The 18,597-nt window shown below is 73.4% G+C and carries 15 protein-coding genes; 4 read left to right on the forward strand and 11 right to left on the reverse strand.

All coding sequences use genetic code 11. The features are described 5' to 3' along the window. Window positions 1-163: 163 nt before the first annotated feature. Window positions 164-358, reverse strand: coding sequence for a hypothetical protein (locus ACIP4X_RS15215; protein WP_100567830.1), 195 nt, complete (start codon window positions 356-358; stop codon window positions 164-166). A gap of 569 nt (window positions 359-927) precedes the next feature. Between ACIP4X_RS15215 and ACIP4X_RS15220 the strand changes: the two genes are divergently transcribed. Continuing rightward, a complete protein-coding gene (locus ACIP4X_RS15220; RefSeq protein ID WP_358736051.1) occupies window positions 928-2,274 on the forward strand; it encodes a serine/threonine-protein kinase in 1,347 nt (448 codons plus the stop codon). Between the two features lie 59 nt (window positions 2,275-2,333). On the opposite strand, the gene ACIP4X_RS15225 is transcribed toward ACIP4X_RS15220, so the two are convergent. The 8 genes from ACIP4X_RS15225 to ACIP4X_RS15260 all read right to left on the reverse strand — a co-directional run bounded on the left by ACIP4X_RS15225 (window position 2,334) and on the right by ACIP4X_RS15260 (window position 14,106). Next, the gene (locus ACIP4X_RS15225; RefSeq protein WP_358736052.1) at window positions 2,334-3,152 is read right to left on the reverse strand and encodes an RNA methyltransferase; all 819 of its coding nucleotides are present in this window, start codon (window positions 3,150-3,152) and stop codon (window positions 2,334-2,336) included. A gap of 44 nt (window positions 3,153-3,196) precedes the next feature. Next, window positions 3,197-4,429: a uroporphyrinogen-III C-methyltransferase gene (gene cobA / locus ACIP4X_RS15230; protein WP_401348667.1), complete on the reverse strand. Its 1,233-nt coding sequence runs from the start codon at window positions 4,427-4,429 to the stop codon at window positions 3,197-3,199. 618 nt (window positions 4,430-5,047) lie between these two features. Then, window positions 5,048-8,923: a nicotinate-nucleotide--dimethylbenzimidazole phosphoribosyltransferase gene (gene cobT / locus ACIP4X_RS15235; protein ID WP_401348670.1), complete on the reverse strand. Its 3,876-nt coding sequence runs from the start codon at window positions 8,921-8,923 to the stop codon at window positions 5,048-5,050. Between the two features lie 346 nt (window positions 8,924-9,269). Continuing rightward, complete coding sequence (gene cbiE / locus ACIP4X_RS15240; RefSeq protein ID WP_358736058.1) at window positions 9,270-10,478, reverse strand: precorrin-6y C5,15-methyltransferase (decarboxylating) subunit CbiE; 1,209 nt, start codon at window positions 10,476-10,478, stop codon at window positions 9,270-9,272. A 130-nt stretch (window positions 10,479-10,608) separates the two neighbouring features. Next, the gene (locus ACIP4X_RS15245; protein WP_401348673.1) at window positions 10,609-11,247 is read right to left on the reverse strand and encodes a GNAT family N-acetyltransferase; all 639 of its coding nucleotides are present in this window, start codon (window positions 11,245-11,247) and stop codon (window positions 10,609-10,611) included. A 175-nt stretch (window positions 11,248-11,422) separates the two neighbouring features. Beyond that, complete coding sequence (locus tag ACIP4X_RS15250; RefSeq protein WP_358736062.1) at window positions 11,423-12,265, reverse strand: MetQ/NlpA family ABC transporter substrate-binding protein; 843 nt, start codon at window positions 12,263-12,265, stop codon at window positions 11,423-11,425. 60 nt (window positions 12,266-12,325) lie between these two features. Then, window positions 12,326-13,063, reverse strand: coding sequence for a methionine ABC transporter permease (locus tag ACIP4X_RS15255; RefSeq protein ID WP_401348677.1), 738 nt, complete (start codon window positions 13,061-13,063; stop codon window positions 12,326-12,328). Further along, the gene (locus ACIP4X_RS15260; protein WP_358736066.1) at window positions 13,060-14,106 is read right to left on the reverse strand and encodes an ATP-binding cassette domain-containing protein; all 1,047 of its coding nucleotides are present in this window, start codon (window positions 14,104-14,106) and stop codon (window positions 13,060-13,062) included. Before ACIP4X_RS15260 ends, ACIP4X_RS15255 begins: the two co-directional genes overlap by 4 nt. A 607-nt stretch (window positions 14,107-14,713) precedes the next feature. On the opposite strand from ACIP4X_RS15260, the gene ACIP4X_RS15265 reads away from it, so the two are divergent. Further along, a complete protein-coding gene (locus ACIP4X_RS15265) occupies window positions 14,714-15,073 on the forward strand; it encodes a hypothetical protein (protein ID WP_358736068.1) in 360 nt (119 codons plus the stop codon). Window position 15,074: 1 nt separating this feature from the next. Continuing rightward, the gene (locus ACIP4X_RS15270; protein WP_100567820.1) at window positions 15,075-15,506 is read left to right on the forward strand and encodes a hypothetical protein; all 432 of its coding nucleotides are present in this window, start codon (window positions 15,075-15,077) and stop codon (window positions 15,504-15,506) included. A gap of 21 nt (window positions 15,507-15,527) precedes the next feature. Here the strand turns inward: ACIP4X_RS15270 and ACIP4X_RS15275 are convergent, their stop codons facing one another. Beyond that, on the reverse strand, window positions 15,528-16,025 hold the full coding sequence (locus ACIP4X_RS15275) for a GNAT family N-acetyltransferase (protein WP_358736164.1): 498 nt from the start codon (window positions 16,023-16,025) through the stop codon (window positions 15,528-15,530). 226 nt (window positions 16,026-16,251) lie between these two features. Then, entirely contained in the window at window positions 16,252-17,439 is a 1,188-nt protein-coding gene (locus tag ACIP4X_RS15280; protein WP_391456485.1) for a glycerophosphodiester phosphodiesterase family protein, read from the reverse strand. Window positions 17,440-17,924: 485 nt separating this feature from the next. Here ACIP4X_RS15280 and ACIP4X_RS15285 point away from each other — a divergent pair, with 485 nt between their 5' ends. Beyond that, a complete protein-coding gene (locus tag ACIP4X_RS15285) occupies window positions 17,925-18,596 on the forward strand; it encodes a lysophospholipid acyltransferase family protein (RefSeq protein WP_358736071.1) in 672 nt (223 codons plus the stop codon). Window position 18,597: the final 1 nt, after the last annotated feature.

The following is an 18,597-nucleotide window of genomic DNA, read 5'->3' on the forward strand; positions in this document are numbered from 1 at the left end:
GTCGTTCCTGGTACCGGCGGCCGGGCCGTCCGGGCACAAAGCAATGCCGGCGCAGCTCCCCAGCTGCGCCGGCATTCTGCCGTCCGCCGCACCCCCGTCCCCACGGGGTTTCATGGGTGGGATGTCCCCGCCCGGACCGCTCTTCCGGGCCTGGGGTCGCCGCTCAGCGCCCCAGCATCACACCCACGGACGACGCCTGTGTGGCCACTGTGTTCCAGCCGTCGAAGACGAGCAGGAGCAGGGCCGCCAGGGGAAGGGCCATCAGCGTCGCCACCAGGGGGTGGCGGCGGCCCGTACGACGGGGGCGCGTGAGGCGCTCCTGGGTGCGGAGCAGTGTCCGCGGTGCCGTCAGGGCCATGGTCCCTCTCCTGACCGTCTCGGTTGTCTCTGGCAGCGGCGGGTGCTTGACCTCGGGGGACGAGTGCCGCACCCGCCGCTTGACCTCAAATCTAGGTGCGCGGCGCATCCGGGACGTCATGCCCTCGTACCGATTGGGGGGCCTCCCGGAGGATGAGCCGTGAGCTGGGGAGTACTCCCCTGGGTGGAGACGTCGCTCCGGGGCTCGGGGTCTTCCCGGAGGGGTCGCCCGTGGCACCGCCGCCCTCACCGGCCGCCGGAGGATACGCACCCGCTTTGCGTGACTTCGCTCACCTTGGCCGCTCCCCCGTGCGGGGCCCGCTCCCCCCGGCGGCGGGGGTCGTCCGCCACCCGCACCCGCCGCCTTCCGGCACTGGTCCAACATCCTTCCGCCGGCGGGTGGTTGGGGATCTTGGAACACCCAAGGAGGGCCCTTCCAAGTCGCGTTGACCGGCCGTCAAATCCGGTGTCCCGCGCGGACAATCGATCGGGTCGAGAGGGCGCGGCCTCTGCGCGCCAGGGGTCCCGGATACGTAAGCTGTGGCTCGTCACAGGGACCGGGCAGCGGGGATGAACATGGCGATGATGCGCCTGAGGCGCGAGGACCCGCGCGTCGTCGGCTCGTTCAGGCTTCACCGACGGCTCGGCGCGGGCGGGATGGGCGTGGTCTACCTGGGCTCCGACCGGAAGGGCCAGCGAGTGGCGCTGAAGGTGATCCGGCCGGATCTGGCGGAGGACCAGGAGTTCCGGTCGCGGTTCGCGCGCGAGGTCTCGGCGGCGCGGCGGATCCGGGGCGGGTGCACGGCGCGGCTGGTGGCCGCGGACCTGGAGGCGGACCGGCCGTGGTTCGCCACGCAGTACGTGCCCGGGCCCTCCCTGCACGACAAGGTGGCCGAGGAGGGCGCCCTGGGCGCGGCGGAGGCGGCGGCGGTCGGGGCCGCGCTGTCCGAGGGGCTGGTCGCCGTGCACGAGGCCGGGGTGGTGCACCGGGACCTCAAGCCCTCCAACATCCTGCTGTCGCCCAAGGGGCCGCGGATCATCGACTTCGGTATCGCGTGGGCCACCGGTGCCTCCACGCTCACGCACGTGGGCACCGCGGTCGGCTCTCCGGGCTTCCTCGCCCCGGAGCAGGTGCGCGGCGCGGCGGTCACTCCGGCCACCGACGTGTTCTCGCTGGGGGCGACGCTCGCGTACGCCTCCACGGGCGACTCGCCGTTCGGGCACGGCAGTTCCGAGGTGATGCTGTACCGCGTGGTGCACGAGGAACCGCAGCTGCACGGGGTGCCGGACGCGCTCGCTCCGCTGGTCCGGGCGTGTCTGGCGAAGGATCCCGAGGAGCGGCCCAGCACGCTGCAGTTGTCGCTGCGGCTGAAGGAGATCGCCGCGCGGGAGGCACAGGACCTGGGTGAGGTGCGGGCGCCCGCGCCGCGTGCGGCGGAGGCGGACCGGTCGACCGGTTCCCTGGTCGACAGCCACCCGGGCCGGCAGCGTCCCGGTCACACCGAGCAGGGGCGGGCCCGGCGGCGCCCGCCGGGCTCCTCCCCCGGCACTCCCGTCCCTCCGTCACGGGGCGGCGCGTCGTACCGCACGGGCGGCGGGTCCCGGGGCGGCGGTCCGCGTCCGGCGCCGCAGTCCCGGGGCGGTTCACGCTCGGGCACCGGCAGCCGTCCGGTGCGGCGTGACGGCACCGGACGGACGGGCCCGCGGGGCACGTCGGGCGGGCTGCGGCCCGCCAACCCGCGGCTGCTGCGGCAGCGTCTGGTCGTGTTCGTGGTGGTGACGCTCCTGGTCGCCCTCGGCATCGCGGCGGCACAGGGCTGTCAGGGACCCTCGCGGGGACTGGGCGGCGACGGCGCCCGGGACCAGCGGCAGGCGCACGCGCAGGCGGTGGAGTCACCCCCGCGGGGGCGGGCGTAGGCGGCGGTAGCGGCCTGGGCCGGTCGGACGTGGCACGGCCCCCGCTCGTCGGGCCGGGTCTACTCCTGGGGGCGGCCTGTCGCCACCGCGTAGAAGGCGACCGCGGCCGCGGCGCCCACGTTCAGGGAGTCGACGCCGTGCGCCATGGGGATGCGGACCCACTCGTCGGCGGCCTTCAGGGCTCGCGGGGACAGGCCGGAGCCCTCGGCGCCGAGCATCAGGGCGACCCGGTCCATACGGTGCGGGGCGACCTCGTCCAGCGTCCTGGCCTGGTCGTCGGGGGTGAGGGCGAGCAGGGTGAAACCGGCCTCGCGCACCGGTTCAAGGCCGCCCGGCCAGGTGTCGAGACGGGCGTACGGCACGGAGAAGACCGCGCCCATGGAGACCTTCACGCTGCGGCGGTAGAGCGGGTCGGCGCAGTCCGGGGAGAGCAGGACGGCGTCCATGCCGAGGGCGGCGGCGGAACGGAAGATGGCGCCGATGTTGGTGTGGTCGTTGACGGACTCCATGACCGCGACCCGGCGGGCCGTCCGCAGCACCTCGGCCGCGGTGGGCAGCGGCTTGCGCTGCATGGAGGCGAGGGCGCCGCGGTGGACGTGGTAGCCGGTGACCCGTTCGGCGAGTTCCGGGCTCACCACGTACACGGGTGCGGTGAGTTCGTCGATGACGTCGCGCATCGCGTCGACCCACTTCGCCGACAGCAGCATCGAGCGCGTCTCGTACCCGGCGTCCCCCGCCCGGCGGACGACCTTCTCGCCCTCGGCGATGAACAGGCCCTCGGCGGGCTCGCGCCTGCGGCGCAGTTCCACGTCGGTCAGGTCCGTGTAGTCGTGCAGGCGCGGGTCGTCGGGGTCGTCGACGGTGATGAGTTCGGCCACGGGTGTTACTGCCTTGTCCTGGTGATGGGGCGGGCGGACGGGGGTCACGTGTCGGTTCGCGGGCCCACCGCGACGACCTCGCCGATGACGATGACGGCCGGCGGCCTGACGTCCTGCGCGCGTACGGTCTCGGCGACCGTCGCGAGCGTGGCGTCGACCCGGCGCTGGGCGGCCGTCGTGCCTTCCTGGACCAGGGCGACCGGGGTGTCGGGGGACTTGCCGTGGGCCACGAGCGTCTCGGCGATCCGGCCGATCTTGTCGACGCCCATCAGGACGACGAGCGTGCCGGTGAGCGCGGCCAGGGACGGCCAGCCGACGAGGGAACGCTCGTCATCGGGTGCCACGTGCCCGCTGACCACGGTGAACTCGTGGGCGACCCCGCGGTGGGTGACCGGGATGCCGGCGGCGCCCGGGACCGAGATGGAGCTGGAGATGCCGGGGACGACCGTGCAGGGGATGCCGGCCTCGGCGAGAGCCCGGACCTCCTCCATGCCCCGGCCGAAGACGTACGGGTCGCCGCCCTTGAGCCGGACCACGGACTTGCCCTGCTTGGCGTGCTCGACGAGGGCCTGGTTGATCGCCTCCTGGGCCATGAAGCGGCCGTAGGGGATCTTCGCGGCGTCGATCACCTCGACGTGCGGCGGGAGTTCGGCGAGCAGGTCGCGCGGGCCGAGCCGGTCGGCTATGACGACGTCGGCCTCGGCGAGCAGCCGGCGGCCGCGGACCGTGATGAGGTCCGGGTCGCCGGGGCCGCCGCCGACCAGGGCGACGCCGGGGGTGCGGGTGCGGTGGTGCGGGGCGACCAGCGTGCCGTCGCGCAGGCCCTCCACGACCGCGTCGCGGATGGCCGCGGTGTGCCGGGGGTCGCGGCCGCGCGCGCTGTTGGTGAGCACCGCGACGGTGACGCCCTCGCTGTGGCCGGTGGCCGGGGTCCAGGCGGTCGCGGCGTCGGCGTCGTCGGAGCGGACGCACCACACGCGCAGGCGCTCCGCCTCGGCCGAGGCGCGCGTGTTGGCGTCGTGGTCGCTGGTGGCGATCAGGGCGTACCAGGCGTCGGCGAGGTCGCCGTCCTCGTAGGGCCGCCGCCGCCAGCTGATCTCGCCCGCGTCCGCCATCGCCTCCACGGAGGGGGTCGCCCCGGGCGACACGAGGACGATGTCCGCGCCCGCCGCGACGAGCGCCGGGAGGCGGCGCTGGGCGACCTGCCCACCGCCGAGGACGACCACACGACGGCCGGTCAGGCGGAGGCCTACGGGGTAGGCGGGGTGTTCGGCCATGGGGCGAGCTCCTCTAACGGCGGCGGTGCGGTAGCCCTGACGTGCGGATTTTACGCGGTCGAACGGTGCGGCGGACCGGACGTCCGGAGGTTGGGCGGCGGGGCGGGTGCGGCATGTGGCTCGTGGGCACGGCCGCGGCATGGTTGGGTGGAGGAAGTTGGCCGTGGGCACGGCCGCGGCGGTGCCGGGTGCGGGCCGGGGCACCGCCCGGGCGCGACCCGGTCCGGTACGGGAGCACCACCACGGCACGGCCGGGTACGGGCCACGCGCAACGCCCCGGCGGGGCAGGGTACAGGCAGGCCCTGCGCACCGCCCCGACACAGGCCGGTACGGGCCTTTGGGCAACCACCGTGGCAAGGCCGGGTGCGGGACGTGGGCCGTGGGCACCACCGCGGCTGGCCCGAGCGCGAGCCCGGAACACGGCCCCGGCGCGGCCGTGCACGGGCCCACGCACACCGCCTCGGTGCGGTCGGGTACAGGCCCTGCGCACCGCCCCGGCGCGACCGGGTGCGGGCCCACGGGCGCCACCGCGGCTGGGCCGGGGCGGATGTGGGTACCGTGCCGGTGCCGTGGTGGGCGGGCCGTGGGTGTGGGCGTTTACCGCCGAGGCCGCGTGGGCTACTTCTCTGTGACTCCCGCCGAGTCGAACGTGGCCACCTCGTGCATCGCTCGGGCCGTGCTCTGCACCAGCGGCAGGGCGAGCAGTGCGCCCGTGCCCTCGCCGAGGCGCAGGTCGAGGTCGACCAAGGGGCGCAGACCGAGCTTGTTGAGGGCGGCGACGTGGCCCGGTTCGGCGCTGCGGTGGCCGGCGATGCAGGCCGCCAGCACCTCGGGGGCGATGGCGCGGGCGACCAGGGCGGCGGCGCCCGCGCTGACGCCGTCCAGGATGACCGGCGTGCGCAGGGAGGCGCCGCCCAGCAGCAGACCGACGATGGCCGCGTGCTCGAAGCCGCCGATCGCGGCGAGCACGCCGATGGGGTCGGCCGGATCCGGCTGGTGCAGCTCCAGGGCGCGGCGGACCACGTCGGTCTTGCGGGCCAGGGTCTCGTCGTTGATGCCCGTGCCCCGGCCGGTGACCTCGGCGGGATCGGCGCCCGTGAAGACGGAGATGAGGGCGGCGGACGCCGTGGTGTTGGCGATGCCCATCTCACCGGTGAGGAGCGCCTTGTTCCCGGCCGCCACCAGGTCGCGGGCGGTCTCGATGCCGACCTCGATGGCCTGCTTGGCCTCCTCACGGGTCATCGCGGGACCGGCGGTCATGTCGGAGGTGCCCGCGCGGACCTTGCGGGGCACCAGGCCCGGCGTGGCCGGGAGGTCGGCGGCGACGCCCACGTCGACGACGCAGACCTCGGCGCCCACCTGGGTGGCGAAGGCGTTGCAGACGGCTCCCCCGCCGAGGAAGTTGGCCACCATCTGGGCGGTGACCTCCTGCGGCCAGGGCGTGACGCCCTGGGCGTGCACGCCGTGGTCGCCGGCGAAGACCGCGACGGCCGCGGGCTCGGGGATCGGCGGCGGGCACTGGCGGGACAGCCCGCACAGCTGCGCGGAGATGATCTCCAGCATGCCGAGCGCGCCGGCCGGCTTGGTCATCCGCTTCTGCCGCTCCCAGGCCTCGCCGAGCGCCTTGGCGTCCAGCGGGCGGATCTGCGCGACGGTCTCGGCGAGCAGGTCGTGCGGGTCCTCGCCGGGCAGGGCGCGACGGCCGTACGTCTCCTCGTGCACGACCCAGGACAGCGGGCGGCGCTTGGACCAGCCCGCCTGCATCAGCTCGGGCTCGTCCGGGAACTCGTCGACGTAGCCCACGCACAGGTAGGCGACGACCTCCAGGTGCTCGGGCAGGCCGAGGACGCGGACCATCTCGCGCTCGTCGAAGAAGCTCACCCAGCCGACGCCGAGGCCCTCGGCGCGGGCCGCGAGCCAGAGGTTCTCGACCGCGAGCGCGGAGGAGTACGGCGCCATCTGCGGCTGGGTGTGGCGGCCCAGGGTGTGCCGGCCGCCACGGGTCGGGTCGGCGGTGACGACGATGTTCACCGGGGTGTCGAGGATGGCCTCGATCTTCATTTCCTTGAACTGCTTCGCCCGGCCCTTGGGCAGCGACTTGGCGTACGCGTCGCGCTGGCGCACCGCCAGCTCGTGCATCGCCTGCCGGGTTTCGGCGGAGCGGATGACGACGAAGTCCCAGGGCTGCGAGTGGCCCACGGACGGTGCCGTGTGAGCGGCCTCCAGGACGCGCCGCAGCACCTCGTGCGGGATGGGGTCGGCGCGGAAGCCGTTGCGGATGTCGCGGCGCTCGCGCATCACCCTGAGCACGGCCTCGCGCTCGGCCTCGGCGTAGCCGGGCGCGGCCGGTCCGGTGGGCTTCGGTGCCTCCGGCTCCTCGGCCGCGTTCTCCTCCCGGGTCTCCTCCGGGTCGGCGCCGTGGGTGTCCAGGTCGTCCGCGTGCTGGACGGCCTCGGGGGCGGACTCCTCGCAGGACACGGCGGAGGCGTCGCCGTCGCGCGGCGCGGGGACCGTGGCGACGGGCTCCCCGGAGGCGAGCTGGTCCGCCGGGACGGCGATGGGATGCGGCGGGGTCGGGGCCAGGTGCGGAGTGGTGGGCACCGACCCCTCGACGGGCACGAACTCCCCGAGGGCTTGGCCGGGGTGGGGCTGAAGGGGGACGCCGGGGTGAAGGGGCGCGCCCTGGGTGTGGTCGCCCGGGGCCGGGTCCACGGGCGCCGTCGCGTCCGGCTCGGCGAGCCGGGGCCCGGCCGTTCCGGGGGCGACGGCCGGGACGGCGGCGTCGACGGGCGCGGGTGCGTCCGCATCCTGGACAGCGGGGTCCGCGATGTGATCCGCGGGAGGCACGGTGGCAGCACCGGCCGCGTCCTGCGGGCCGGCCTCAGCGGCCGTGGGCGCTTCCGGCTGCTCCGTGACGGGGACGGGCGTGACGGTGGCCTCGGCGGGCGCCGCCGCGACGGGCGCGGCCTCGGGGGCGTCGGCGGTCCGAGCAGGCGGCTGGGGGGCCTCGGCCGGCTGGCCCGCCGCCACGGTGACCTCGGCGGTGTCGCCCGCGGCTGCCGGAACCTGCACGGCCTCGGCGGGCGCGGTCTGCTCGGCGGCCGCTTCCGGGGCGTGGACGGGCGTCGGCTCGGCCTGTGCGCCCTCGGGGCCGGTTCCGGTCGTGTGCGTCGTCTCGTCGGCGGCCACGGCGTCGGCGGGTCCACCCGCCTGCACCGCCTCGGCCGCAGCTTCAGGGGCCTCGCCGGTCGGGGGCGCCTGCACGCCCTCCGTCATCTGCGCGGCGTCCGGAGCGGGCTCGGCCGCCCCGGACGGCACCGCCCCGGCCACCGGAACAGGGGCAGCGGGAACCACGCCGCCAACCTCGGGACCCGGTCCGGCCTCGGGCATCTGTCCACCGTCCGGCACCTGGCCCGCGTCCGGCACCTGGCCCGCGTCCGGGGCGACCGCGGCAACAGCGGCCTCCGGCCCGGGCTCCCCGGCCGCAACCTGACCCGCGTCCGGAACAACCCCGGCGACGGCGCCCTCGGGCTGGGCTGACCCACCCTCAGGCACCGCAACCGCGGCACCCTCCGGCTGCGGCACCTGCCCCGCACCCGGGACGCCCCCGGCCACAGCGCCCTCCGGCAGGACTGACCCACCCTCAGGCACCACAACACCGGCGCCCTCCGACTCCGGCCCCGCACCCGGTACCTGACCCGCGGGAGCACCTCCGGCCACGGCGCCCCCGGGCAGGACTGACCCACCCTCAGGCGCACCGCCAGCCTCGATCGCGTCCACCGGCACAGGGATACCGGCGCCCTCCGACCCCGGTCCCGCCTCCTGCGTCGGGCCGCCGGTCGGGGCCTGGGCGATCAGCGCACCCTGGCCGTCCGCGGGAGTGTGGCTCGTGTCCGGGACGTACGGGGCCGCGCCGACCGGCTGCGTTGCCGTGCCCGGGGTGCCCGCCCCTGCGGGCATCGGAGAGGCCATCACGGTGGGCCGGGCGCCCCAGGGCGCGGCGCCCTGCGGGGCCATTTCGCGCGTCTGCGGGACGTCGAGGTACTCGGGGCCCGCCGTGGGGGGTCCGGGCCGGCGGACCGGCGCGTCCGCGGGGCCGCGGTCGGCCAGGGAGCGGACCGGGCTCGCGGAGGCGTCGGGAATCGGCGGGCCGAGGTGCAGTGGCCGGCGCGGGGGCACGGCCGCGGGGATCCCGGCCGGCGGTGTGGCCGTCGGGTCGGGGTGCCGCACGCCGCCGAGGTCGACCGAGCCGGTGTCGCGGCCGGCCGTCTCGTGCGGGCCCGGCTGGTGGACGGCTTCGAGGACCGGCTCCGGGGCGGGCGGGGACACCTCGTGGCCCCACGCTCCGTGGGAGCCCGGCAGCAGCAGGTCTTCGTCCCTGGCGGGAGCCTCGGAGAGGTAGGCGTACGCACCGTGCGCGGGAACGCCCGGCTGCTCCACCATGCCTGCGCTCTCCGGCAGTCCCTCGCCCGGGACCTGGCCGGTGTCGGTCATGCGTACCCCTCGCCCATCGGTTTAGTGCTCCTACGACCAGCTCACCCGGAACGGCGCACCGACCGCCCCCAGTGAAGAACGAGCGTCCGCGCCGTGCGGCACGAACAACCCGCCCGGAAAAGGCGACAAAGCCATTGAGTGGCATTCTCGCGGTCGTCCGGCCGCCGTGACAGCGTGATCCGCGACAGCCCGCTGTGGACTGCGCCACGTCGCGCGTTCTCCGGTTCCGCCGTACCACACCCGCCCTGAATCGGGTGGGTTTTCCGGACATTGACGAACGAACTTCCGGACCACCCGGTGCGGTACAACAATCGACCAGCTTACCGCGCGCGGTAGTACAACCCGATCACGGGGCACTCTCGGGAAGTACGGCGCTGAGCAGGAACACGACGCTGCGCTCCGTCTCGGTCCAGGCGCGGGTGTCGAGTGCGACCGACTGGAGCAGGGCGCAGTCGACCCGGTATCCGTGCTCGGTGAGGGCGCGGCCGATGAGTTCGGCGGCGTCCCGGGTCGCGGCGTGGGCGACGATCCGCTGCGGACGCCGGTCGGCGACCGCGGAGACCACGGCCGCTCCCCCGCCGCCGACGCGGACGACGTCCGGTTCGGGCAGGTTCTCCAGGATGTACGGGGCGGTGCCATGGACCACCTGTGTCCGGACGCCGAAGCGGTGCGCGGCCGACTCCGTGCGGGCGCAGGCCCCCGGGTCCCGGTCGACGGCGATGACGGCGGCGCCGCCGCGCGCGGCCTCGGTGGCGAAGGCGCCGCTGCCGCAGCCGATGTCCCACACCAGGTCGCCGACGCACGGTCCGAGGTGGGCGAGTTGGGCGGCCCGGAGCAGATCGGTCTCCCCTTCGCCGAGTCCGCCGCCGTAGGCCTCGGCGGGCTGGGTCCAGCCGCGCGGCCCGTGGCCTGCGTCGTCCCCGGCGATCCAGCCGCCGCCCTCGGCGCCGCCCCGGCCGCCGATGACGATGACGACGTTGGGGTCGCGCCAGGTGTGGTCGGCGGCCTTGTCGGAGGTGACGACGGTGACCTGCTCGCGTTCGGTGCCGAGTTCCTCGCAGATGACGAAGGTGCGGTGAACCCCGTCGAGGAGCAGGCCGAGTTCGGCGGGTCCGGCGCCGGGGGCGGTGAGTACGGCGACCTTGGCGTGGGCGCGGCACACGTTCACCGCGCGTCGCAGGGTGCGCTTGTGTGCGACGACCACTTGGGCGTCGTCCCAGGGCATTCCGGCGCGGGCGAAGGCTGCGGCCACGGACGAGACGGCGGGGACGACTTCGACCTCCAGGCCGAACTCGGGTGCGCGCAGGGTCCGTACGACCCCGAAGAAGCCCGGGTCGCCGTCGGCGAACACCACCGCGGTGCCGCGGTGGGCGGCGATACGGCGGGCCGCGAGTGCGACGCTGCCGAGGCGGATGCGCTCGGCGGTACGTGGTACTTCGGGCAGCGCCAGGTGGTGGGCCGCGCCTGCCACGAGGGTGGCGGCGCCCAGGGCGCCGCGTGCCGCGTCGGTCAGCGGCGAACCGTCCCAGCCGATCACCGTGACCCGGTCGGCCATCGTCGTCAGTCTCCAGGATTGCGCAGGTCGTCGGTGTGTGGACGCCCGAAAGCGTGTTCCGCGAGCGTACCCGGTGGGGCTGCCGGACGCGCGGTGGGGCGGGGCGGGTCTGCCCGCGGGTCCGGGCGGTTCAGTTCCATTCCGGGAAGGAGGTGTAGCCGCCGGACTCGGCGAGCTGCTCGCCGGCGCCCTCCAGGTCCTCCGGCAGCAGGCTCCACACGATGAAGTCCGTGCGCAGGTCGGTCCAGGTGCCGTCCTCGGTGCGGACGTGCGCTATGCAGGCGTTGCGCAGGACGCCCTCGCTGATGCAGCCGATCTTCTGGGCGACCTGCTGGGAGGCGGTGTTGTCGGCGGCGGTGCGCAGCTCGATGCGTTCGAACTTCTGGTCGCCGAAGAGCCATTGCGCGGTGGCGAGCGCGGCCTCGGCGGCGTAGCCCTCTCCGCGTGCCCAGGGTGCGACGATGTACGACAGCTCGGCGGACCGCACGTGCCAGTCGGCCTTGGTGAGCTGGACGGTGCCGACCAGCCGCTGGGTGAGGAACTCGGTGACGGCGAGGTCGAGGCCCCGGCCCGCGGTGCGCTCGGCGGGGGCGTACTCGTTGATCCAGGTGCGGGCGCCGTCCTCGGTGAGGGGCTGGGGGACGTCGGTCCAGGCCGCGACCTGCTCGTCGTTCATCATCGCGGCCAGGGCGGGTACGTCGTCCTCCTCGAGGGGACGCAGCACCAACCGCTCCGTGCTGATGGAGATGTTGGGGAAGGTGCTGTTCATGCGCCGCTCCGTAACCTTCGGAAGAACCGTCAGGGCCTGCTCAACTGCCCAGCATGCAGCATGAAAGCACTGAACCGCACTACGGGGTCCTCCCTCGCCGCCCGAACGGCGTGGGGGTGCCCCCGCCCGGTGAGGGCGGGGACACCGTGCGTCGTGCGGGTGGCTGTCGCGCGGATCAGAACGCCGGGACGACCGCGCCGTCGTACTTGTCCTCGATGAACTTCTTCACCTCGGGCGAGGTGAGGAGCTGGACGAGCTTCTTGACCCGCGGGTCGTTCTCGTTGCCCTTCTTCACGGCGAGGAAGTTGGCGTACGGGTTGTCCTTGGCGGACTCGGCGACGATGGCGTCCTTGGCCGGGCTGAGCTTGGCCTCGAGGGCGTAGTTGCCGTTGATCACCGCGGCGTCGACGTCACCGAGGGAGCGCGGCAGCTGGGCCGCCTCCAGCTCCTTGAACCGGAGGTTCTTCGGGTTGGAGGCGATGTCCTTGGGGGTCGCGTCGTACCCGGCGCCCGCCTTCAGCTTGATGACGCCGTTGGCCTCCAGCAGCTTCAGGGCGCGGGCCTCGTTGGTGGTGTCGTTGGGAAGCGCGACGGTGGCGCCCTTCTTCAGGTCGTCCAGCTTCTTGACGGTCTTGGAGTAGACGCCGAGCGGCTCCAGGTGGACCGTGCCGCCGGGGACCGGCACGATGTCGGTGCCGTTCTTCTTGTTGAAGTCGTCGAGGTACGGCTTGTGCTGGAAGTAGTTGGCGTCGACCTGGCCCTGCTGGACGGCGGTGTTGGGGGTCACGTAGTCCGTGAACTCCTTGACCTCCAGCTTCAGGCCGGCCTTCTTCGCCAGGTGGTCCTTGACGTAGGTGAGGATCTCGCCCTGCGGGGTGGGGGTGGCGGCGACCGTCAGCGTGGCGTTCGCGTCGGCCTTGGCGGAACCGGAGTCCGAGCCGGAGCCGCAGGCGGTGAGCCCGAGGGCGAGGGCTCCGGCGGTGAGGACAGCGGCGGTGATCTTGGTGGTGTTACGCACGAAAAGTGCCTTTCCTTCGGTGGTGCGACCCCGGGTACGGGGAGATGGGGAGAGAAAGCTTCAGGCGGCCTTGCCGACGCCGGGGGCCGCGGGCTCCGCGGCCTTGAGCAGCCGCAGCCTCGGCCCGGGACCGGAGCGGCCGGAGCGGCGGTGCAGGGCGCGGGCGGTGGCGTCGCCGGCGAACTGGATGGCCGAGATGACCACGGCGAGGATGGCCACGGTGATCCACATGAGCTGGGTCTCGAAGCGCATGTAGCCGTAGCGGATGGCGATGTCGCCGAGGCCGCCGGCGCCGACCGTGCCTGCCATCGCGGAGTAGCCGATGAGCGCGACGATCGTGGTGGTGGTCGAGGAGATCAGCGAGGGCAGGGACTCGGGGACGAGGACCTTGCGGACGACGGTCCAGGTGTTGCCGCCCATCGCCTGGACGGCCTCGACCAGTCCGCCGTCCACCTCGCGGACGGCCGTCTCGACGAGCCGGGCGAAGAAGGGGATGGCGCCGATGGCCAGCGGCACGATGGCGGCCTCGCGGCCGATCGTGGTGCCGGTGACCCAGCGGGTGAAGCCCATCAGGGCGACCATCAGGATGATGAACGGCATCGAGCGGGCGATGTTCACGACCTGCCCGATCACCTTGTTGGCGACCACGTTCTGGAGCAGCCCGCCGCGGTCGGTGAGGACCAGCAGGACGCCGAGGGGCAGTCCGCCGACGACGGCGACGAGCGTGGACCAGCCGACCATGTAGAGGGTGTCCCAACTCGCCTGGGACAGCAGGGGCTGCATTTCGAACCAGGTCACTTGGCACCATCCTTCACCGGCTCCGGACGGGCGGCCGGGGTGTGGTCGACGACGTCGATCTGCAGGCCCTGTTCGCGCAGGAAGCCGATGGGCACCACGTTGTCCTCGTAGCGGCCGGGCAGTTCGATGCGCATCCGGCCGACCTGGAGGCCGCCGACCGTGTCGACGGCCGCGCCGAGGATCGAGATGTCGATGTTGTACGTGCGGGACAGCTGGGAGATGACGGGCTGGGTCGCGCTCTCGCCGTGGAAGGTGACGTCGATGACGGTCCGGTCGTCGGCGGAGGCCTCGCCGCCGACCGGGAAGAGCGCGGCGGCCAGTTCGGAGCCCGGGGTGGCGAGCAGTTCGGTCACCGTGCCCGACTCGACGATGCGGCCGTTCTCCATGAGCGCCGCCGAGTCGCAGACGGACTTCACGACGTCCATCTCGTGCGTGATGAGCAGGACGGTCAGGCCGAGTTGCCGGTTCAGGTCGCGCAGCAGCCGGAGGACGGAGCGGGTGGTCTCCGGGTCGAGGGCGCTGGTGGCCTCGTCGGACAGCAGCACCTTGGGGTCGCCGGCGAGGGCGCGGGCGATGCCGACGCGCTGCTTCTGGCCGCCGGAGAGCTGCGCGGGGTAGGCCCGCGCCTTGTCGGCGAGGCCGACGAGGTCGAGGAGTTCGAGCGCCCTGCGGGAACGTTCCTTCCCGGATGTGCCGAGGATCTCCAGGGGCAGTTCGACGTTGTCCTGGACGGTGCGCGAGGACAGCAGGTTGAAGTGCTGGAAGACCATGCCGATCCGGCTGCGCGCCCGCCGCAGGTCCTTGCCCGCCCGGTGGCCGCGGCCGGCCAGGGCGGTGAGGTCCTGCCCGGCGACGGTGACCGTGCCGGCAGTGGGGCGCTCCAGCAGGTTGACGCAGCGGATGAGCGAGGACTTGCCGGCGCCGGACTGGCCGATGACGCCGTACACCTCGCCCTCACGGACGTGCAGGTCGACACCGTCGAGCGCGGTGATCTCACGGCCGCGCGAGCTGTAGACCTTGGTGAGGCCCGATGTGGTGATCACGTGGGTTTCCGTCACTGTCGAGTGCGCGGCGCGTCGTGGGCGCCGGGCACGGCATTCATGGTCGGGGGGCGCCAGAACGCGGCACGACTCTCGCAGAGGTGCTCAAAATGGGAGAAACGTGTGCGCGGGGGCGTGGCTCAGCCGCGGGCGCCGGACGGACCGGACGCGGGCGTGGATGAGCGGGCTCTCGCTTCGGGGCGCGAGGCTCAGCTGGTGCAGGGGCCCTCTAGAAGGCGCACATTCGACGTACAGGACACATACAACGAGCACCGGGCGGCACAGTCGCCTCGGTCGCGGGGATGCGGTCGCTCGTCGTGGTCATGCGGGTCAGTAAACCAGAGAGATGGGCCCCGGGGGGCCTCGCTGTCCGCATGCTGGACACACGTGGACAGTCGGGTGGGACGGCACGGACCTGGGGTTTCGCGCTGTTGACCAGTGCGGACAAGGCCCGTGGGCGCCCGTCCGAACGGTCGGGCAGGGCATGGCACCCACCGGACTGTGGCCAACGCCACGGCGCCGCACCGCGGGGCGCCGCACCGGCGGGCAGCGGGTCCGCCCGCACGGGCCGGGCGCGGCGGGCCGACCGCCCCGTAATAGGGTCGGCGGCATGCTTGATGCCCTGACGCTGGTGACCGGCGTCGCCGCGCTGCTGCTCGCCGCCTGGTGCGGCTGGGCGGCCTACCGTGACCAGCCCACGAAGGACTGGCATCTCATCGGGATGGCGGTGGTGTCGCTGCTGGCCCTGGTCCAGCTGGTGATCGGGGTCGTGGCGCTGGCGCGGGGCGAGAAGCCGGCGCAGGGCACGACGATCTTCGTCGCGTATCTGCTGGGAGCCTTCGCGTGCGTCCCGGCGGCCGGGCTCATGTCGCTGACCGAGCGGACGCGCTGGGGTTCGGTGACGGCCGCGGCGGGCGGAGTGGTCCTCGCCGTCCTGGAGGTGCGGCTCTATGACATCTGGGGAAGGTGAGATGAGCGCCGTGGAGGAGAAGCCGGCCGGGCAGCGGCTCATCAGCGGTCCGGGCACCCTGCTGGTCTGGCTGTACGGCGTGATGGTCGTCGGCGCGGTGTCCCGCTCGGTCTACCAGATCGCCACCGAGTTCGACCGGGCGCCGCTCGCCTACTCGCTGTCCGCGGTGGCCGGAGTCGTGTACGGCTTCATCACGTACTCGCTGGTGCGCGGCGGGGAGAAGGCGCGCAGGGCCGCGCTGGCGTGCTGTGTCGCCGAGCTCGTGGGCGTGCTGACGGTCGGCACCTGGACGCTGCTCGACCGGTCCGCGTTCCCGGACGCGACCGTGTGGTCGGACTACGGCCGGGGCTACGTCTTCATCCCGGTGCTGCTTCCGCTGTCGGCCCTGTACTGGCTGCGCAAGGCGCGGAAGCAGCAGCCGCAAGCGGCCTGAGCCGGGTCCCGGCCGCCGGTGCTACGCGGTCGCCGCGTAGCTGCCGTCCGGCTTCTCCAGGACGATCATCAGTACGCCGTCGGCGCCCTGGGAGGTGCCGACCGCCTGGTAGCCCACGCGCCGGTACAGGCGCAGGTTGCCCTCGCTGCGGTGCCCGGTGTGCAGCCGGAACCTGGTGGCGCCGCGCTCCCCGGCCAGCGCGGACTCGGCCGCGTGCAGCAGCCGGGCGCCGATGCCGTGCCCCTGGAGGCGCGGGTGGACGCAGAGCTTGCTGATGAGGGCGGCGCCGTCCTCGGTCACCCGGCCGCGTACCGAGCCGACCACCTCGTCGCCGAGGCGCGCCACGAAGACGCAGTCCGCGGCGAGTTCGTGACGGATCGCGTCGAGGCTCTCGACGAGCGGGGCGATGCGGTAGTTGCCGTACAGCGCGGCCTCGCTCTGAAAGCAGAGGTACTGCAGCCTGAAGATCTGCTCCGCGTCCTGCTCGGCCGCCGCAGAGATGGTCACGCTCATGCCCATGTGCGCATGCCTCTCGCTCACTTGATCGCCGTCGTCCCCCACTCCTATCCCCGCGTCGCACGGGCCGCAACCTCCCGTTCGGGCAGCCTTTGCGGACATCGCGGACAACTGGAATGTTCCGGGCCCGGGTTGCCCTGTGAGATACCCAACTCACCGGAGACGACGCGGCCGTCCCGGCGTGGGCTGCCGGGACGGCCGAGGTGCACCCCGAACGGGGCGGCGGGGTTCAGCGGTTGCCGTGCCGGCCGCTCAGGAAGTCCTCGCGGGCGAGCAGTCCGGTGTCGGCGTTGTCGGTGAAGATCCCGTCGATGCCGGTGGCGAAGTAGGCCTGGAACACGCCGAGGACGTCACCGTAGGCGTCGGCGGCGGTGCCCTTGCGGAACTTCGGCGGCAGGAAGGGGTTCTCGTTGCGGACGGTGTAGGGGTGCAGGATCAGACCCGCGGCGTGCGCGTCCCGGACGAGGGTGCTCGGCCTGGTGAGGTTGCCGTCCGCGTCCTTGGGGATGACCAGGTCGACGGTCGGGCCGATGCCCTGCGCGTAGGAGGCGATCTCCTTCAGGCCCTTGGGCGTGACGAGGTCGGCGACCGTGCGCCGGTCGCCCGCCTCGACGAAGTCCCAGGGGCGGCTGCCGGCGTCCGACAGCAGCACCACGAGCGGGTTGCCGACGAGCCGGTTCAGCCGCTGGATGCTGGACGGTTCGAAGGACTGGAGGATCACCGGGGAGTCCTTCCTGTCCTTGCCGTGCTTGCGCAGCAGTGCGGCGATCCGCTCCTCCAGGCCGAGGCCCAGCTTGCGGAAGTACGTCGGGTGCTTGGTCTCCGGGTAGATCCACACCTGCCGGCCGCGCTTGCGGGTCTGCTCGTCCTGCCACTTCAGGACCTCTTCGAAGGTGGGGATCTCCCACCGGCCGTTGTAGAGGGTGTTGTGGGGGCGGTTGGCCGGGATGCGCTCGACCGCGCGCAGCCTCTTCAGCTCGGCGAGGGTGAAGTCCTCGGTGAACCAGCCGGTGGTGGGCACCCCGTCCAGGGTCTTGGTGGTGCGGCGGGCGGCGAACTCGGGGTGATCGGCGACGTCCGTGGTGCCGCCGATCTCCGGCTCGTGCCGGCACACGAGGTGACCGTCCTTCGTCGGCACCAGGTCGCCGGCCTCGACGACATGGGCGCCGAGGTCGAGGGCCAGGTCGTAGGAGCCGAAGGTGTGCTCGGGCCGGTAGCCGCTGGCGCCCCGGTGGCCGACGATCGTCGGCACCGGCAGGCTCTTCAGCCCGCCGCCCTTCCGGCCGCCGTCCTCGCCCGCGGCTCCGGCCACGCCGGGCAGTCCGAGGACCGCTCCGCCCGCGCCCAGCACCACGGCCCCGAGCACGGCCCGGCGTCCCGTCCCGCGTCCCTGCTCGTCCGACTCCCGCGTACCCATGACCGCCTCCTGGTCTCGTGTCGTCCGTGCGCGCGCCGATCGTAGGTGGGCACCGATGACGGACGGGAGACCGCGTGGCGAACACCCGCGTGACACCGGGTGTCGCCGGAGGCCGTACGGGATACGGGAGGCCGTACGGGACACAACGGGCGCCGTGGGCCGAACGGGTGACGATCCGTCGGCATGTCGCGCCCCGTCCCGGGAAGGCGTACTCAGGTGCGCGGGCGCGGTCCCGCGGCGCGGCCGGCCCGCCGAAGGCGGACACGGCGGACATCCGTTCCCCCTGCCGGACGGCGAGCGACCTGCATCACATCGCTCCGTTCGGGTCATCGGGGCGAAATGCGCCTTCGTCGCAGGTAAACGTATGTCAACAGTGTGTAAGAGCCGGTGAGCCCGATGTGCATTCGGCCCGGGGCCGCGAGTATCGTCCTCACCTGCACAGACTCATAACAATCCCTCGACATCTCCAGACACCGGAGGGCCCGTTGTCCCGCTTCGTGTTCATCAAGGCAGTGCTCGGACCGATCATGCGCCTGATGTTCCGCCCCCAGGTGGAGGGCGCGGAGCGGATTCCGGGCGACGGCCCGGTGATCCTGGCCGGCAACCACCTGACCTTCATCGACTCGATGATCCTGCCGCTGGTCTGCGACCGTCAGGTCTGCTTCATCGGCAAGGACGAGTACGTCACCGGGAAGGGCTTCAAGGGCCGGCTGATGGCCTGGTTCTTCACCGGCGTCGGCATGATCCCCGTCGACCGTGACGGCGCCCGGGGCGGGGTGGCCGCGCTGATGACCGGCCGCCGGGTGCTGGAGGAGGGCCGGATGTTCGGCATCTACCCGGAGGGCACCCGCTCTCCCGACGGCCGCCTCTACCGCGGCCGCACCGGCATCGCCCGGCTCACCCTGATGACCGGGGCTCCCGTGGTCCCGTTCGCCATGATCGGCACCGACAAGCTCCAGCCGGGCGGCTCGGGCCTGCCCCGGCCGGGCCGCGTCACCGTCCGCTTCGGCGAGCCGATGGAGTTCTCCCGGTACGAGGGCATGGACCGGGACCGCTATGTCCTGCGCGCGGTGACCGACTCGGTGATGGCGGAGGTCATGCACCTGTCCGGGCAGGAGTACGTCGACGTGTACGCGACCAAGGCGAAGGCCGCCTAGG

Origin of the sequence: Streptomyces sp. NPDC088817 (assembly GCF_044750345.1) — a bacterium.
Lineage (GTDB): Bacteria > Actinomycetota > Actinomycetes > Streptomycetales > Streptomycetaceae > Streptomyces.

What these genes read in the sequence shown, in the direction of transcription:
- ACIP4X_RS15280 (WP_391456485.1), bottom strand. Translation starts at nt 17,439, where the DNA reads ATGGGTACGCGGGAGTCGGACGAGCAGGGACGCGGGACGGGACGCCGG.
- ACIP4X_RS15270 (WP_100567820.1), top strand. Translation starts at nt 15,075, where the DNA reads ATGAGCGCCGTGGAGGAGAAGCCGGCCGGGCAGCGGCTCATCAGCGGT.
- ACIP4X_RS15220 (WP_358736051.1), top strand. Translation starts at nt 928, where the DNA reads ATGAACATGGCGATGATGCGCCTGAGGCGCGAGGACCCGCGCGTCGTC.
- ACIP4X_RS15215 (WP_100567830.1), bottom strand. Translation starts at nt 358, where the DNA reads ATGGCCCTGACGGCACCGCGGACACTGCTCCGCACCCAGGAGCGCCTC.
- ACIP4X_RS15245 (WP_401348673.1), bottom strand. Translation starts at nt 11,247, where the DNA reads ATGAACAGCACCTTCCCCAACATCTCCATCAGCACGGAGCGGTTGGTG.
- ACIP4X_RS15265 (WP_358736068.1), top strand. Translation starts at nt 14,714, where the DNA reads ATGCTTGATGCCCTGACGCTGGTGACCGGCGTCGCCGCGCTGCTGCTC.
- cbiE (WP_358736058.1), bottom strand. Translation starts at nt 10,478, where the DNA reads ATGGCCGACCGGGTCACGGTGATCGGCTGGGACGGTTCGCCGCTGACC.
- cobA (WP_401348667.1), bottom strand. Translation starts at nt 4,429, where the DNA reads ATGGCCGAACACCCCGCCTACCCCGTAGGCCTCCGCCTGACCGGCCGT.
- cobT (WP_401348670.1), bottom strand. Translation starts at nt 8,923, where the DNA reads ATGACCGACACCGGCCAGGTCCCGGGCGAGGGACTGCCGGAGAGCGCA.
- ACIP4X_RS15275 (WP_358736164.1), bottom strand. Translation starts at nt 16,025, where the DNA reads ATGGGCATGAGCGTGACCATCTCTGCGGCGGCCGAGCAGGACGCGGAG.